The organism is Cupriavidus sp. 01L46 (assembly GCF_056399905.1).
On the sequence record NZ_JBFTSF010000085.1, the window covers coordinates 22244 to 37101 of the forward strand.

Here is a 14858-nt window from a genome sequence, read left to right on the forward strand (position 1 = left end):
TCGATCAATGACCGGAGGACACCGGCGTGCCGGCACCCGGTTGCTTGAGAAGGAAGGCCAGCGGCACGCATAGCAGCAGCGCGATGCCCAGCACAAAGAAGGTCTCGGAGAAGGTGATGACGGCCGCCTGCCTGGCGATCTCCCCGGCCATTTGTGCCATGGCCTGGACCTTCGCGTGCGCCATATCGCCATGCTGCGCGAAGAAGCCCGCCGCGCTGGACGAGATGTGCTCCTGCCCGATCGCGCCGTTGGCGCTGACCGATTCGCGGATCACGGCGTCGTGATACGTATTGCGGCGGTCGATCAGCGTGCCAAGCAGCGCGAGCCCGACCGAGCCGCCCAGGTTGCGGGCCATGTTGTACAGGCCATTGACACAATCAGGATGACGCTGGCGTAGTTTTTGTTGAGCAGCAGCCGCAGCCGCACGATCGGCGTCTTCGCCGTGAACTGGCCAACGACCATCATCAGGATGCCGGCCGCGGAGAGCAGCGATAGCCATGTGATCGTCGGCGACTCGAACCAGCGCTCGCGCTGCCCCTCCTCCAGCACCACCGTGAGCGAGCTCAGGCCGATGGMCAGCCCCGCGATGCCGAGCCAGTCCGCCTTGACGAACGCCTGCAGGCTCGCGCGCTCCGGCTTCAGGCCAACATGGAGCAGCGTCACCAGCGCCACCGAGATCGGCAGGTTGAGGAAAAAACACCAGCGCCAGTCGGCGTTCTCGGTCAGCCAGCCGCCAACCACCGGGCCGAGCAATGGGCCGAGCAGGACGATCAGGCCGAACGCCGACATGCCGATCGGCATCTGGTGCCTGGGCAAGCGCGTGCGGATGATGGTCTGCGCGGTCGGGATCATTGCGCCGCCGGCGAAGCCTTGGCCGATACGGCCGATGACCATCCCGGCCAGGCTGTGGGATAGCCCGCACATCATCGAGAACGCGGTGAAGAGGATCGCGTTCCACATCAGGAAGCGCCGCAGCCCGAACACGCGCGTAAGCCACGCGGCGAGCGGAATGATCACGATCTCCGACATCAGGTAGCCCGTGGAGATCCACGTGCCCTCCGTGCCCGCGGCGCCGATCTGCCCCTGGATCTGCGGCAACGCCGAGTTGGTGATCGAGATATCGAGCGTGGCGAGCAGCGCCCCGAGCGCGCCGGCCGCCACCGCGATCCAGTCGGCGGTAGAGGCGTTGGGCACTGCGGGCGCGGATGCCGGGTTGCCCCCGGACACGCCGGCACCGGACCGCAGCGCCTTAGCCACGCGCGCCCCCGGCCGGAGCGTGCGCTTGCGTGGGCGCCGCGTGGCGCGTATCGACCTCCACCGTCACCGACAGCCCCGGCACCAGCGCCCTGCGCGCCTCGCCCGACACGTCCAGGTGAATGCGCACCGGCACGCGCTGCACGATCTTGGTGAAATTGCCCGTGGCGTTCTGGGCGGGCAGCAGGGCGAACTGGGAGCCCGTGCCGGGCGACAGGCTTTCGACGGTGCCGTGCAGATCGGTATCCGGCAGCGCGTCGACATGGATCGTCACGGGCTGGCCCTGCATCATGTGGCCGACCTGTGTTTCCTTGAAGTTGGCGCTCAGGTAGAGATCCTGCAGCGGCACGATCGTCAGCAGGCGCGTGCCCGGCTGCGCGAACTGCCCGACGCGCACGGCGCGATCCGCGACGCGCCCGGCCAGGGTGCTGCGCACCAACGTATCCTGCAGGTCGAGCTGGGCGCGGCGCGCGCTCGCCTCGGCCACCGCCAGTTGCGCGCGTGCCTGCTGCAGCTTTGCCTGCAGCGTGAGCGTCTGGCTCTGGGCCGCGCGCAAGGCGGCCTCGTTCGCTTGCTGCGTCGTGGCGGCACGTGTCTGCGCGTTGCGCAATTCCGCGGTCCGCTCTTCCGTCTCGGCGCCCGACTTGACCAGCGGCGCATAACGATCCACCTGCGATGCCGCGTAGCGCACATTGGCCCGCGCTCCGTCGAGTTCGGCCCGGGCCTGCGCGATATTGGCCTGCTGCTGCGCAAGGTCCGCCTCGCTGCGCGCCACGTCGGCCTGGCGCGAAGCAACCGTCGCCGTGGCCTCGTCCAGCGCTGCCTGGTACTGACGGCTGTCGAGCCTTGCCAACGCCTGGCCAACAACGACCGCCTGGTTATCGCGCACCAGGACTTCAGCCACATAGCCGCTCACCTTCGGCGCCACCGTCACGCTGTCGGCCTGCAGATAGGCGTCGTCGGTGGTTTCCATAAAGCGGCCCACCGTCCACCAGCGCCCGCCCCAGGCCGCCGCCCCCGCCAGCACGCTGGCACCCAGGAAAAGCAGCACCGTGCGGCGGCGCTGGCGCGCCGCAGGCTTCGCTTGGGTTGACGTGGCTTCACCTCGCAACAAGGGGTCGGCAGGCGAATCAGCGGGCGCAGCGGTAGGCATGGGGGCTCCAAATTATTCCAAGCGGCACAATTATTCCATTTGGACAAATTGTGTCAAGTGATATATTTCTACGCTGGCACGATCTCAAGGATGGCGACGAATCCCATGGCACGACACCGACCGGCCGCCGAAGGCGGCTACCAGCGAGGCGAGGAAACGCGCCTGCGCATCGTCGAGGCGGCGCTGCGACTCTTCGGGGAACGGGGATTCGAGGGGGCGTCGACGCGCGACATTGCGAAAGAGGCCGGCGTCAATGCACCTGCGCTGCAGTACTACTTCGACAACAAGGAAGGGGTCTACATTGCCTGCGTGGAGCACTTCGTCGCACGCGTCTGGGAGTACCTGGCCGCGCCCGTGAGCGCGGCGCAAGCGACATTGGCCAACCCCGACGCCGATGACTCGGACTTGATCGAGGCCTACATGGGACTCCAGGGCTGCTTCGTCTCGTTCCTGAGCGACTCACCCGAGGCGCGCGACTGGCAACTCTTCATGGCGCGCGAACGCGCGGGCCTTGGTCCGCCGTCGGCCTTCGCGGTGATCGACGAACGCCTCAACCGCCGCTTGTTCCCCGTGACCGCGTCGATCATCGGCCGGCTGAGCGGACGCAAGCCGACCGATGATGTGACCAAGATCCGGACCATCGCAATAGACAGCCAGGTTGCCGTGTTCCGCATGTTTCRCCGGAACGTGCTCAGCGCCCTCGAATKGGAAACGATTGGCCCGAAAGAGATGGCCCAGCTTGCAGACGTGATTTTCGAGCAGACGAGGGTGCTGCTGCTGGCCTTTGTCGCGGCGCGCGACGCGCAGCAAGGCGCCGCCCGCGACTAATGCCGGCAGGCAGCGAGCGGGCCGTTGCGCGAAAGCCGGGAACGAACGCCGCGCGCTACCCTGTTTATTCCAGCTTGATCCCCGCCGACTTGATCAATGGCCCCCACTTGGCCACCTCGGCATCGACGAAGCGCGCGAACGATGCGCTGTCGCCCGCCTCCGGCTGCAGCCCGAGGCCGATCAGCTTGCCGCGCGTCTGCGCATCGGCCAGCACCGCGTTGGCGTCCCGGTTGAGTTGCTGCACGATGGCCGGCGGCGTGCCCGCCGGCGCCATCAGCCCGAACCAGCCGTAACCCACCACGCCGGGATACCCTTGCTCGCCGAACGTGGGCGCGTCCGGATACACCGGCGTGCGCTGCTCGGCGGACACCGCGATCACGCGCAGCTTGCCGGCCTTGATAAATGGCAGCGCGGTGGTGATGGCGGTCAGCGTGGCGTCGACCCGCCCCGCAAGCAATTCGGTGTAGGCCGTGGAGTCGCCGCGGTAATGCACGTTGAGGCCCTTGAATTTCGCCTGCGCGGCGAAGAGCTCGGCAGTCAGGTGCGGCCCCGAGCCGATGCCCGGCGAGGCGAATGTCACGCCGTCCTTCTTCTCGCGCGCCATGCGCACGAAATCCGCCACCGTGCGCACCGGCGAATCAGCGTTGACGATCAGGAATATCGGCCCGAGCACGCGTGGCCCTACCGCCACGAAGTCCTTGTGGATGTCGTAATGCTGGGATAGCCCTGCCGCCGCGTTGATGGCAAACGGCGCCGCCGCCCATAACAGCGTGTAGCCGTCCGGCGTGGCGCGCGCGATCTGCTCGTTGGCCACGCGCGTGCCAGCGCCAGGCTTGTTCTCCACCACGAACTGCTGCTTGTACTTGCGGCTGAGCCCCTCGCTGAGCAGGCGCGCCGAGATGTCGTTGGAGCCGCCCGGGCCGTAGGGCGACACCAGGCGCACCGGGTGCGACGGAAATCCCTCAGCATGCACCGGCGCCAGCGCACCGCAGCCCGCGGCCAACAGCACGGCGTTGCCGGCCAGGCGCAGCACTTGCCTGCGCTTGTGCGAATTCAGTGTCATGACAGCTCCTTGGCCGAAGCGGCGGCACCCGCCAGCGGGCGGATCGGCGGATAGACAAAGGTCTTGTCGAGATGCGCGGGCCGGGGCACGTAGAGCCGCAGCGTCACGTAGAACGGGCCTGCGGGCGCGGGCAGCCAGTTGCCTTCGTCCGCCGGGTCGGCCGGCGGCGTGGCCGACAGGCGCAACCGCAGGCTGCCGTCCGGCGCGTAGCGCAGGCTCGGCGAGCGGTCGCCCAGCGAGTAGCGCCCCAGCACGTTATCGACCAGCATGCAGTCGGCCTTGCCATACATGGTGAGCGACCAGAACGCGCCCACCTGCGGCAGCGCATCGGCCGGGAAGACCAGTTCGTAGCCGGCGCGGCCATCGAGCGGCGCGCCTTCGCTGTCGCGGTCGGCCATCACGTACATCGCCTCTTGCACGCCAAGCGCGCCGATATAGTTGCGCGCCACCAGCGCGCGCTCGGCGAAACGCGTGCCGAACGATTCGCGGATTTCCACCGGCAGGGTCCAGCCGCCGCCGAGGTCGGACGGCAGCGGCGTCGCCAGTTCGGCAAGCACTGCCTGGATGGCGTCGCCCAGACGGGCAAGCACATCATCGCCAAGCGCGGCCGCATCGCAATCCGCGCCAATGCCAAAAGGCGCAAAGCCTGCCACCAGCCCAGCCTCAGCCTGCGGCGGCGGGTTCTCGCGCAACGCCTGGTTGACCACCTCGGCATAGCGGCGCGGATCGCCCAGATGCTCGCCAGGCTGCATGCGCACATCGAAGGCCCGCGCAGCGCTCGCCCCGGCCAGCGTGCTCAGGCGGAACTGGTCCTGCAGCGCATGCACGGCCGGCAGGTCGGCTTCGCCATCCACCAGCACGCGGCCGAGCAACCACACCGCATCCGTGGGGCAGGCGATGGCGGTGGCGCCAGCCGGCACGTCGCCCTGCCAGCGCGGGCCATGCAGCAGGAAGCGGCCGCGCCCGTTGCCCGTGGTGCGGGTGCCGATATAGCCAAAGGGGTTGGTATAGAAATCGAGCAGGCCGAGCACGTAGTAGCGGCCCAAGCTGTCGGGCACGTCCAGCAGCAGCGGCCCTTGCGACAGGTCCATCCAGGCGTTGCTGTAGAGCGTGTCGTTATTGGGCGTGACCACCTGGCGATGCTGCGGGCCAAGCAGCTGGCGCGTGTGAATGAAATGATTGATCCAGCGCACCGGGGCATCGGGCTGCTGCGCGGCAAACACACCGGCGCTGTTGCGGCGCGGACAGGTGGCGGCGCGCATGCGCGCCATTTCGTAAAGGGGCAGCGTGTAACGGATGGCGTCGAGGGCGGGCGCGGCGGATACGGCGGATACGGTCTGGTGCATGTTGGTTTCCATAGCTGGGTTGGCTCAATCGACGCGGCGCACGGCCGGGATGGTGTACTGGCCTTGCAGGAAAGACTGCGCGGGATGGTAGAGCCGCAGGATCAGGTAGAACGAACCAGCGGGCGCGGGCAGCCAGTTCTCCTGCGGCTGCGCTCGCGCGTGCGAGATCGGAATCACCAGGCTGCCATCGGCCTCCATGCGCAAGCCCGGCGTGCGGTCGCCCACGGCGTAGCGGCCGATCTCGTTGGCGCTGAAGTAACGATCCTCGCCGTACAGCGACACCGACCAGAACGCTTGCGCGGGCGGCAGCATGCCGGGCGCGAAGCGCAGCTCGTAACGGCGACGGCCATCGAGCGGCGCGCCGTCGGCATCGAAATCGGCCATGGCGTAGATCGCCTCGTCCGCGCGCAGGGCGCCCAGGCCCTTCATCGCGGTGCAGGCGCGCTGCAGCCAGTCGTCGCCGTACATGCCCAGCTTCAGGCTGTAGCCCCAGCTCTTGCGGCCCTGGCTGCGGGTATGGGCCTCGATCACCGCCATGCCTTGTGCGTAGGCGCTTTCCAGCCCGGCCACGATGGCCGGGCGCAGCGCCGCGAAATCGGTCTCATCTTCCAGCCGGATGCCTGCCTTGCGCAACAGCGTCAGGATGCCCAGTTCCTCAACCGCCGGCGGGAACTCGCGCAATGCGTTGAAGAGATTGTGGAAGAAGTCCAGCGCGGGCCGGCCGCTATCGTGCCACTGGTCCACGCAGCGCGGACGCGCCGCGCCCGGCGTGCGGGTCAGCGCAAAGCCCTGCTCGAAGGCACGCGCCACCGCCAGGTCATCCGGCCCCTGCACCAGCACGCGGCCGAGCAGCCAGACCAGCKAGCTCGGGCATGACACCGCATGCGCACCGCTGGCCTTCTGGCCCGGGCCGAGCAGCTCGATCTCCCCGCCTTCGGCAGCGACATTGCGTGGCCCCAGGTTCTCGAAGTTGTTGGTGTGCACGTCGAGCAGTTCGATCACGTAGTAGCGGCCCGCGTCGGGCAGCGGCGGAATGCGCAGCGTCACCGGGCCATCGGCCAGGTTGACCCAGCCGCAGAAATACAGCAGGTCGTTGGCCGGGGTGACGATGTCGCGGTCCTCATGCGTCCACTGGCGCTCGCTCGCCGACAACGCATTCATCGGCGCGCGGCCATAGCCGGTGGCGGCGGCGACCGAGGTCTGCAGGCGGCAGGTGCGCAGCGTCTCGATGAGCGCATAGCCGTAGATCACCAGCGGCAGCGCCGCGCCGGCGACCAGCGCCTGCTGGGGGCTGGCGTGCGTGGCGGGGGCGGCGGGAGGGTTCATGTTCATGGTCATGCGTGTTGGCTCCTGGCGGGATTATTCGAGGGCGGCGCCGCTCGACTTGACGAGGGCGGCCCAGGCGCGGACGTCGTCCTGCATCTGGGCGGCAAAAACGGCGCGCGGCTGCGGGGTGAAGCGCATGCCCAGCGTGGCGGCCTGCGCCTGCATGGCGGGCTCGGCCATGATGGCGTCGACAGCGCGCTCAAGGCGATCGAGGATGGGGGCCGGCGTGCGCGCCGGCGCGAACAGCGCGTACCAACTGTCGATGCGCAACGGCACACCGGACTCGGCGAAGGTCGGCACATCAGGCAGCGCCACCGAGCGCTCCGAGCCGGTCACCGCCAACGCCCGGACCTTGCCACTGCGGATCAACGGCAAGGTGCCGGCCAGGTCGGACATGGCCACCGGCAGCGTGCCGCCCATCACATCGGTCAGCATCGGGCTCACGCCTTTGTAGGGAATGTGGCGCAGATGGATGCCGCTGCTGACATTGAGGCTTTCGCCCGCCAGGTGGCCGCCCGAGCCGGGGCCCCAGGAACCATAGGCGAGGTCTGCGCCTGGACGCTTGGCGGCTGCGATCAGCGCAGGCAAGTCCTTGCCCATGAACGCCGGGCCTGCCACCAGCACGTTGCCGCCGTAGGCCAGCCGGCCCACCGGCACGAAATCGCGCACGGGATCGTAGGGCAGACGGGGAAAGATCGCCGGCGCGATGGCATGCGTGGCGGAGATGCCGAGCAACAGCGTGTAGCCGTCCGGCGCGGCGCGCGCCACCTGGGCCGAGCCGATGGTGCCGGTGGCGCCCGCCACGTTTTCCACCAGCACGGTGCCGCCCAGCGCGGTCGACAGCTTGGCGGCCACCAGCCGCCCGATGATGTCGGTGCCGCCGCCAGGTGGAAAGGGCACCACCAGGCGGATCGGCTTGTCAGGGTATTTCGTGGCTTGCGGGGGTGCGGCGYGCGCCGGTGTGGCGGCCAGCGCCGCCAGCAAGACGACGGCGAGAGCGCCTGCCGCCGGCGCGCGCGCGGTCCTTGCAGCTTGCAAATGCATGATGGGTTGTCTCCGGTTCTGGTGGTTCCCCTTCCGCGCGTCCGGTCTGTGCCGGCGTCGGGTTGCGCGGTGGGGTCAAGCTTCGTTGCTACGCCATCTCGGTCATGCCCCCGGTCCGCCCGCCGGCAGCAAGGTGATCACGGCGTCTGCCGCCACCGCGCCATCGGCGCCGATGATGAACGGGTTGATCTCCAGTGTGTCGAGCCGGGGACCCAGCGCCGCGGCCACCTTCGACACGCGCACCAGCAAGTCGGCTGCCTGCGCCAGCGGCAGCACCGGGTTGCCGCGATGGCCGGCGAACAGCACCGCCGCGCGGCTCTGCTCGAGCATGGCGCGGGCGCGCTCGGGCGACAGCGGCGCCAGGCCAAAGGCCATCTGCCGGAAGATCTCCACTGCGGTGCCACCGATGCCGGCCAGCACCACCAGCCCGAACACCGGATCGCGCCGCACGCCCACCATCAGCTCGCCCCAGCCGCGCACCATGCGGGCCACCAGCACGCCCTCGAAGGGCAGGCTGGCGTCGGCCCGGGCCAGCGCCACCTGCATCGCGGCAAAGGCCTTGCGCACCGCGGCGTCGTCCGTCAGGTTGAGCGCCACGCCGCCGACGTCGCTCTTGTGCAGCACCTGTGCCGAGCACAGCTTTACCGCCACCGGGTAGCCGATGCGCCGCGCCAGCGCCACGGCTTCATCGGCATCGCGTGCGAGGCCGTGCGCGGCCACCGGCACGCCGGCGTCCGCCAGCAGGCGCATGGCGTCGGACTCGGACAGCGCGCTGGCATCGTCCGGCACATCGCGCAGGAGCGCGGCGACCGGCGCCGTGGCCTCGGCAACTGGCGTGCTCGCGGCGGCTTCCAATGCTGCCGCGCGGGCCAGCGCGGCCACGGCCTCGATGGCGTGGGCCGGTTCGCGGAACACCAGGCAGCCATGCGCCTCCAGCCACGCCCGCTTGTCGTCGTCGACCACGCCGGAAAGCAGCAGCGGCGCGGCGCGCTTGTCCTCGTGCAGCGCGCTGATGGTGCGCTGCAGTGCTTCCCACAAGCGCGGTGCATTGGCGCCTCCGGCGAGGAAGGCCACCACGCTGCCGTACTCACCGCAAGTGGCCACGCCGGCCATCGCGTCGAGCAGCACGGCGGGCTKGGCCACCACTTGCCCCGTCACATCGATCGGGTTGGCGGTGCTGGCAAAGGGGATGCTCGTGCGCAGCACCTTGGCGGCCGCCGCGGGCATGGGCGGCATGGGCATGCCAAGCTCTTCGGCGCGGTCGGCCATCATGATGCCGACGCCGCCGGACACGGTGACGATGGCCACCGGCGCCACCGCGTCGGCCATCAACCCGCTCGGGCTGTCCCAGCGCGCCGGGCGGCGCCCGCGCGACAGCGTGTAGCCGAGGCGGAAGAAGTCCTCGAGCGTATGGGCACGATGCACGCCGTACTCGTCGAACACCGCCTGATACACCGCATCCTCGCCTGCCAGGCTGGCTGTGTGCGACTGCGCCGAACGCGCCCCTGCCTCGGTGGTGCCCACCTTGGTGATCACCACCGGCTTGCCGGCGGCGCGCGCCGCGGCCAGCGCCCGGCGCAGGCGCGCGCCATCGCGGCAGCCTTCCATATACGCCAGGATCACGCGGGTATCCGCGTCCTGCGCCATCCACTCGATCACGTCTGCCACCTGCAGGCCGGCTTCGTTGCCAGTGGTCACCCAATGGCTCAGGCCCAGCCCGGCCTCGCGCGCCAGCGCAAAGGCGTAGGCGCCAAACGCGCCGCTCTGGCTGACCAGCCCCACGTCGCCCGCAGGCGGCACGCCAGTCAGCGGGATCGGCGAGAACGTGGCAAACATGCGCGCGCGCAGATTCATCACGCCCAGGCAATTGGGGCCGAGCAGGGCCACGCCGTGGCGGCGCGCGCTCTCGGCCAGCGCCACTTGCATGGCCAGGCCCTCATCGCCCACTTCGGCAAAGCCCGAGGTGAAGAAGATCACGGCGCGCGTGCCGTTTTTCGCCAGTTGCGCCATCACGGATTCCGTCGCCACCGCCGGCACCGCCACGATGGCCAGGTCCACGGCCTGGCCAATGGCGGCCAGCGTCGCGTAAGCGGGCAAGCCCTGGATCTCGCTGGCGGTGGGATGCACGGGAAAAATACGCCCGGCGTAGCCAAGCTCGCGCAGCAGGCGAATCGGCATGCCGCCTACCTTCTCGGGCTGCGTGGACGCGCCGATGACCGCGACCGAACGCGGTTTCAGCAGGAAATCTAGATTGGGCATGGCGTTGTCTCCGGATGGCCTTGATTGGCTTGTTCTGGTTGCGCCTGTGCCGGCGCTGTGTATGTGTGTGTGGCTTCGTGTGCCTTGCTCTGCCGGCCGGGCTATTGCCGCAGGCCCGTCATGGATTCGATGGTGCGGGTCATCTCCATCAGCAGCGGCGCGATCTTCTTTTCCAGCATGCCGCGCCGCGTTTGCGAGCCGGCGATCGCACAGTTGAACAGCAGCGGGCCGTTCAGGTAGACGATGCGCGAGTACACGCCCACGCCATGCACGCCGCTGCCGGCGTCGCCTTCATTGATGGCAAAGCCGCGCTTGGGGTAATGCGCCACGTTGTGGCAAATGGTGTCGTAGCAGGCGGCGTACTCCTCGGCGCGTTCGTGGCGCGCGGCCTGCATCAGTTGCTCGAACTCGCTCTTGGAAAGCGTGCACAGGAAGGCACGGCCCATCGCGGTGCTMAGCACCGAGCGCACCGCGCCCACGCCGGGGCGCGCCGCCGTGCCCTMGTGATGCGTGCAGCTCTGCAGGTAGGTCACSTCCAGCCGGTGTGCCACGCCCATCGACACGGCGCCTTCGATCCGATCCGCCAGTGCCTGCATCAGCGGGCGTGCCACATGGCGCACCTGCAGCCCGGCCAGGTAGGGATAACCCAGGGCCAGCACCTGGGCGCCGACGAAATACTTGTCGAGCTTGGGGTCCCAATCCAGGTAGCCCAGCTCGAACAGCGTGCGGCAGATGCGCGACACCGTGGCGCGTGGCATCTGCAGGCGCTCGGAGAGCTCGCCGTTGCCAAGCGGACGCGGCTCGTCGATGAAGCAGCGCAGCAAGGCAAAGCCCTTGGCCAGCAAGCCACCAAAGGACGGATCCTCTTTCCTGCGCTCGGCTATGAATTGTTCGACCGGCGTGTTCATCTTGTCTCCTTGCACCGCAGTGTGGGCGGCGTCATTTTCTGTGTCAAAGAACGGTATGTATTTCCACATATTGGAAATGTAGACCGTTTCTTGACGAAACGCCGTGGTAACCATATGGTTCACAAAACCGAATCAGAATTCGCATACGGAATTACCATGCCCCTCTCGTCCTCTGCCGCGTCCCCCGCCAAGCCGTCCAAGGGGACTTCCGCATTCCCTACCGTAGCGACCCCGTCGATCCTGCAGCCGCCGCGCCAGCGCCGTGCGCGCGAGACCGAGCAGGCCCTGCTGGACGCCGGCCGCGAGCTGCTCGCGCAGCGGGATTTCTCCGCGGTGTCGGTTGCGCAGATCGCCTCGGCCTGCGAAGTGTCGGTCGGGGCTTTCTACGGCCGCTTCCGCGACAAGCAGGCGTTCTTCGAATCCCTGCGCGCGCTGGTGATGCAGGAAACCGGCGATTCCGTGGCGCGCTACCTGCGCGTGGAACGCTGGGAGGACGTGCCCACCGATGTGATGCTGGAAAAGATCATGCGCTACGTGGTGCTCGGCTGCCACGCCAACCGCGGCGTGATCAAGGCATCGCTCAAGCACGCCTCTGTCCGCCCGGAAGAGTGGCTGCCGCACCGCGAAAGCGGGCAAGACGTGGTGGAACGCATGGTGGCGCTGCTGGTGCCGCGCATGCCGGTGCCAGCGGAGCAAGCGGAGATGCGCGTGCGCTTTGCCATGCAAGCCGTGTTCAGCATCGTGGTCAATGCCATCCTCAACGACGCCGGTCCGCTGCCGCTCGACGACGAACGGCTGCCCGGCGAGATGACCCAGCTGGTAGCCGGCTACCTGGCGCTGCCGGCCTGACGCCGTAACGTCACAACATCACAACATCACAACGCGCGGTCCCGCGCGTGGTTTCCCGCCGTCATCAAGCCTTGCCCAGTATCGGCGCGCGCATTTTGCTCGGAGCGCGCGCCGGATCCTATAAAAACCCGAGGAGACTAAACATGACAATACGCAGCCCGTTCTGCGGGAAGGCGGCCGTCCTGCTGGCCTACGCCTGCGCGGCACTGCTGCCGCTGGCAGCCCAGGCGCAAGCCAGTTATCCCGCCAAGCCCCTGCACCTGATCGTGCCCTACCCGGCCGGCGGCCTCACCGACACGCTCTCGCGCACGCTGGCCGAAGGCCTGGGAAAGCGGCTGGGACAAACCGTGGTGGTGGAGAATAAAGGCGGCGCCGGCGGCATCATCGGCACCGACTATGTGGCCAAGTCGGCGCCCGATGGCTACACGCTGCTGCTGACCATCCCCGGTCCCATCACCGCCAATCTCGCCCTTTACAAGAAGCTGCCCTACGACCCGCGCACCGATCTGCGCCAGGTGTCCGACATCGCCATGGCGCGCACGGTGCTAGCCGTCAACGGCAAGCTGCCGGTGAAGACCGTGGCGGAACTGATCGCTTATGCCAAGAAGGAACCCGGCAAGCTGCGCATGGGCTCCTGGGGCCCGGGCACGCAGCCGCACACCATCCAGGCCTACCTCGACAAAACCTACGGCGTCGATATCCTGCACGTGCCGTATCGCGGCGAAGGCCCGATGGTGAGCGACCTGCTCGCCGGCCAGGTCAACATGACGGTTGGCTCGGTGACCTCGCTCAAGCAGCACTTCGCCAGCGGGAAGCTACGCCCGCTGGCCGTCACCGGCACCCGGCGCGCCAAGGCCTTGCCCGACGTGCCAACCTTTGCCGAAGCCGGCTATCCCGACGAGCCGTACAAGCTGACCGGCCCCATCACGCTGCTGGTCCCGGCACGCACGCCCGGCGACATCGTCGAGCGCCTGGGCCGCGAGGTGAGCGCACTGGTGAAGACACCAGAGATCAGCCAGCGCATCGAGGACATGGGCGCCGAGCCGATCGGCAACCTGCCGGCAGAAGCCCTGACCGCCTACAAGGCCTACCTGCCAGGCGTGCTCAAGCTGACCGCGGACACCGGCGTCACGCTGGACTAAGGCCTGACCCAGGCTGGACTGACCCAGTAGCCGCGCAGCGGGATAATGCAGCGCGGCAATGACCGCTATGAATCCGGCGCGGCTTAGCTTGGCCGCCGCGCCCGGCACTCATACAATGGCTGCACCCCGCGCGGCGCCCCCGCGTTCGCGTGCCGATTCCCGTTTTACCGCTTCCCGGGTGCCTACCGGCGCCGACATCACGCATGGCAACGCTCTTCCTGGTACGGCACGGTCAAGCCTCGTTCGGCGCCGCCAACTACGACTGCCTCTCCGACACCGGCCGGCAACAGGCCCGCTGGCTGGGCGAATATTTCCGCGAGCGCGGCGTCGCGTTCAAGCGCGTGGTTGCCGGTTCGCTGGTGCGCCAGCAAGACACCGCGCTGGAGATCCTGGCCGGCATGCGGGCTGGCGATGTGCCGGTCCAGACGGATATCGAAACCCACCTCGGCCTTAACGAATACGATGGCGAAGCGCTGTATCGCAGCCATACCGGTGGGGCGGATCATCGCGCGCACCAGAACGCTGACTACAACGACTACTGGCGCACATTCCGCGCGGCCTATCAGGCCTGGACGCTGGATCAGCTGGTGGGCATGCCGGAATCATGGGCGGAGTTTGGCGGGCGGATCCGCGATAGTTTGCTGCATGCCACGGAAGGGGCCTCGCGAGAGGATGCGGTGTTGGTTGTCAGCTCTGGCGGGGCTATCGGGCGGGCTACCGCGGATTTGCTGGGTGCGCCGGCGCAGACTGCGATCGAGTTGAATTTGCAGTTTCGGAATACGGCGTTTTGCGAGATTATTTCTGGGCGCGGGACGCAGAGGTTGCTGAGTTTTAATAGTTTGCCGCATTTGGATCGGGGTGATCGGCGGGATGCTATTACGTTTGCTTGAGGGGTGCGGGGCTGGGTTGGTTGGCGTTTTTTGGTCGGATTTGTTGCGGCGATGGCTTTTGGGCGCAAGGGCAGCACATTGGGCTCTTGTTGCCTTGGTTGAGCATTCTTTGATCGGCGATGGTTTTTGGACCCAAGGGCCATACGACATCCCCCTGCGGGGGCTGCCGGTCACTTTTCTTTGACCGGCAAAGAAAACTAACGAAAAGAAAGCCGCCCTGCCGGGAGCAGAGCAATAAGGCTTATGTGGGGCRGTGGTTGCGTCGTACGGCCCGGAGTGTTGGCTGGCSKRTCCWASCGGCYCGAAGGGCATCWCAAYTGCATGACCCATGGGTTACGTGGTGCGGCCCCTGACCTCGCTTGCGGTGACCGTTCCCACATCTGCCGTTCGCGGGGCGAAGTGCTGCGCCGTTTCGGGTGTGGCTGGTTTCGTGGTTTTGTCTCGGAGGACGAGCACCGTGAGGTGCGAGCACGGCCCTCGCGAACCGGGCCACGGTGCCCACCACGAATCCGGAGGGGGCGATAGCAAGGTGCCGCTCGCGCCGGTACGGCAGGGCATCAAATGGCCGGGCGGCCACCGCCAGAGACAAAACCACGAAACCACCAAGTCAGGCAGGATCGTGGCGCTCCGCACCGCGAACGGCAGATGCCCGAACACTCACCGAGCAAAGCGATGAGGGGCACCACCACGTGACCATTGGGGATGTCCGTTGCGATGTCCTTCGGGCCGGTTGGACACGCCAGCCAACACTCCGGGCCGTACGACGCAACCACAGAGGCAAAAACAGCCTTATTGC

Annotated in this window: 11 protein-coding genes and 1 pseudogene; 4 read left to right on the top strand and 8 right to left on the bottom strand. The window is 67.9% G+C overall.

Translation table 11 applies throughout. The features are described 5' to 3' along the window. Positions 1–4: 4 nt before the first annotated feature. Together AC1DS3_RS17200 and AC1DS3_RS17205 are read right to left on the bottom strand one after the other, a co-directional pair. A pseudogene (locus AC1DS3_RS17200) lies at positions 5–1227 on the bottom strand (MFS transporter). 22 nt (positions 1228–1249) lie between these two features. Continuing rightward, entirely contained in the window at positions 1250–2407 is a 1158-nt protein-coding gene (locus tag AC1DS3_RS17205) for an HlyD family secretion protein (RefSeq protein ID WP_441640905.1), read from the bottom strand. 105 nt (positions 2408–2512) lie between these two features. Here AC1DS3_RS17205 and AC1DS3_RS17210 point away from each other — a divergent pair, with 105 nt between their 5' ends. Continuing rightward, positions 2513–3235, top strand: coding sequence for a CerR family C-terminal domain-containing protein (locus tag AC1DS3_RS17210; RefSeq protein WP_477127592.1), 723 nt, complete (start codon positions 2513–2515; stop codon positions 3233–3235). A 64-nt stretch (positions 3236–3299) separates the two neighbouring features. Here the strand turns inward: AC1DS3_RS17210 and AC1DS3_RS17215 are convergent, their stop codons facing one another. From AC1DS3_RS17215 to AC1DS3_RS17240, 6 genes are all read right to left on the bottom strand, one after another. After that, positions 3300–4298: a Bug family tripartite tricarboxylate transporter substrate binding protein gene (locus AC1DS3_RS17215; RefSeq protein WP_441640904.1), complete on the bottom strand. Its 999-nt coding sequence runs from the start codon at positions 4296–4298 to the stop codon at positions 3300–3302. After that, positions 4295–5644, bottom strand: a complete 1350-nt coding sequence (locus AC1DS3_RS17220; protein ID WP_441640903.1) for a DUF1254 domain-containing protein — start codon at positions 5642–5644, stop codon at positions 4295–4297. The genes AC1DS3_RS17215 and AC1DS3_RS17220 overlap by 4 nt, the downstream gene beginning before the upstream one ends. Positions 5645–5668: 24 nt before the next feature. Further along, positions 5669–6970, bottom strand: coding sequence for a DUF1254 domain-containing protein (locus tag AC1DS3_RS17225; RefSeq protein WP_477127593.1), 1302 nt, complete (start codon positions 6968–6970; stop codon positions 5669–5671). 33 nt (positions 6971–7003) lie between these two features. Further along, a complete protein-coding gene (locus AC1DS3_RS17230) occupies positions 7004–8014 on the bottom strand; it encodes a Bug family tripartite tricarboxylate transporter substrate binding protein (RefSeq protein WP_477127588.1) in 1011 nt (336 codons plus the stop codon). Positions 8015–8116: 102 nt separating this feature from the next. Continuing rightward, a complete protein-coding gene (locus AC1DS3_RS17235) occupies positions 8117–10273 on the bottom strand; it encodes an acetate--CoA ligase family protein (RefSeq protein WP_477127589.1) in 2157 nt (718 codons plus the stop codon). 101 nt (positions 10274–10374) lie between these two features. Next, on the bottom strand, positions 10375–11181 hold the full coding sequence (locus tag AC1DS3_RS17240; protein WP_477127590.1) for an IclR family transcriptional regulator: 807 nt from the start codon (positions 11179–11181) through the stop codon (positions 10375–10377). A gap of 156 nt (positions 11182–11337) precedes the next feature. On the opposite strand from AC1DS3_RS17240, the gene AC1DS3_RS17245 reads away from it, so the two are divergent. The 3 genes from AC1DS3_RS17245 (at position 11338) to AC1DS3_RS17255 (ending at position 14062) form a co-directional block, all read left to right on the top strand. After that, the gene (locus AC1DS3_RS17245) at positions 11338–12030 is read left to right on the top strand and encodes a TetR/AcrR family transcriptional regulator (protein ID WP_441640899.1); all 693 of its coding nucleotides are present in this window, start codon (positions 11338–11340) and stop codon (positions 12028–12030) included. A 143-nt stretch (positions 12031–12173) separates the two neighbouring features. Then, complete coding sequence (locus AC1DS3_RS17250; protein WP_441640898.1) at positions 12174–13172, top strand: Bug family tripartite tricarboxylate transporter substrate binding protein; 999 nt, start codon at positions 12174–12176, stop codon at positions 13170–13172. 203 nt (positions 13173–13375) lie between these two features. Further along, complete coding sequence (locus AC1DS3_RS17255) at positions 13376–14062, top strand: histidine phosphatase family protein (RefSeq protein WP_441640897.1); 687 nt, start codon at positions 13376–13378, stop codon at positions 14060–14062. Positions 14063–14858 lie beyond the last annotated feature (796 nt).

Bases quoted from the DNA above. Each gene is read 5' to 3' on its own strand.
- AC1DS3_RS17205 (WP_441640905.1), bottom strand. From the start codon at position 2,407: ATGCCTACCGCTGCGCCCGCTGATTCGCCTGCCGACCCCTTGTTGCGA.
- AC1DS3_RS17245 (WP_441640899.1), top strand. From the start codon at position 11,338: ATGCCCCTCTCGTCCTCTGCCGCGTCCCCCGCCAAGCCGTCCAAGGGG.
- AC1DS3_RS17255 (WP_441640897.1), top strand. From the start codon at position 13,376: ATGGCAACGCTCTTCCTGGTACGGCACGGTCAAGCCTCGTTCGGCGCC.
- AC1DS3_RS17250 (WP_441640898.1), top strand. From the start codon at position 12,174: ATGACAATACGCAGCCCGTTCTGCGGGAAGGCGGCCGTCCTGCTGGCC.
- AC1DS3_RS17215 (WP_441640904.1), bottom strand. From the start codon at position 4,298: ATGACACTGAATTCGCACAAGCGCAGGCAAGTGCTGCGCCTGGCCGGC.
- AC1DS3_RS17220 (WP_441640903.1), bottom strand. From the start codon at position 5,644: ATGCACCAGACCGTATCCGCCGTATCCGCCGCGCCCGCCCTCGACGCC.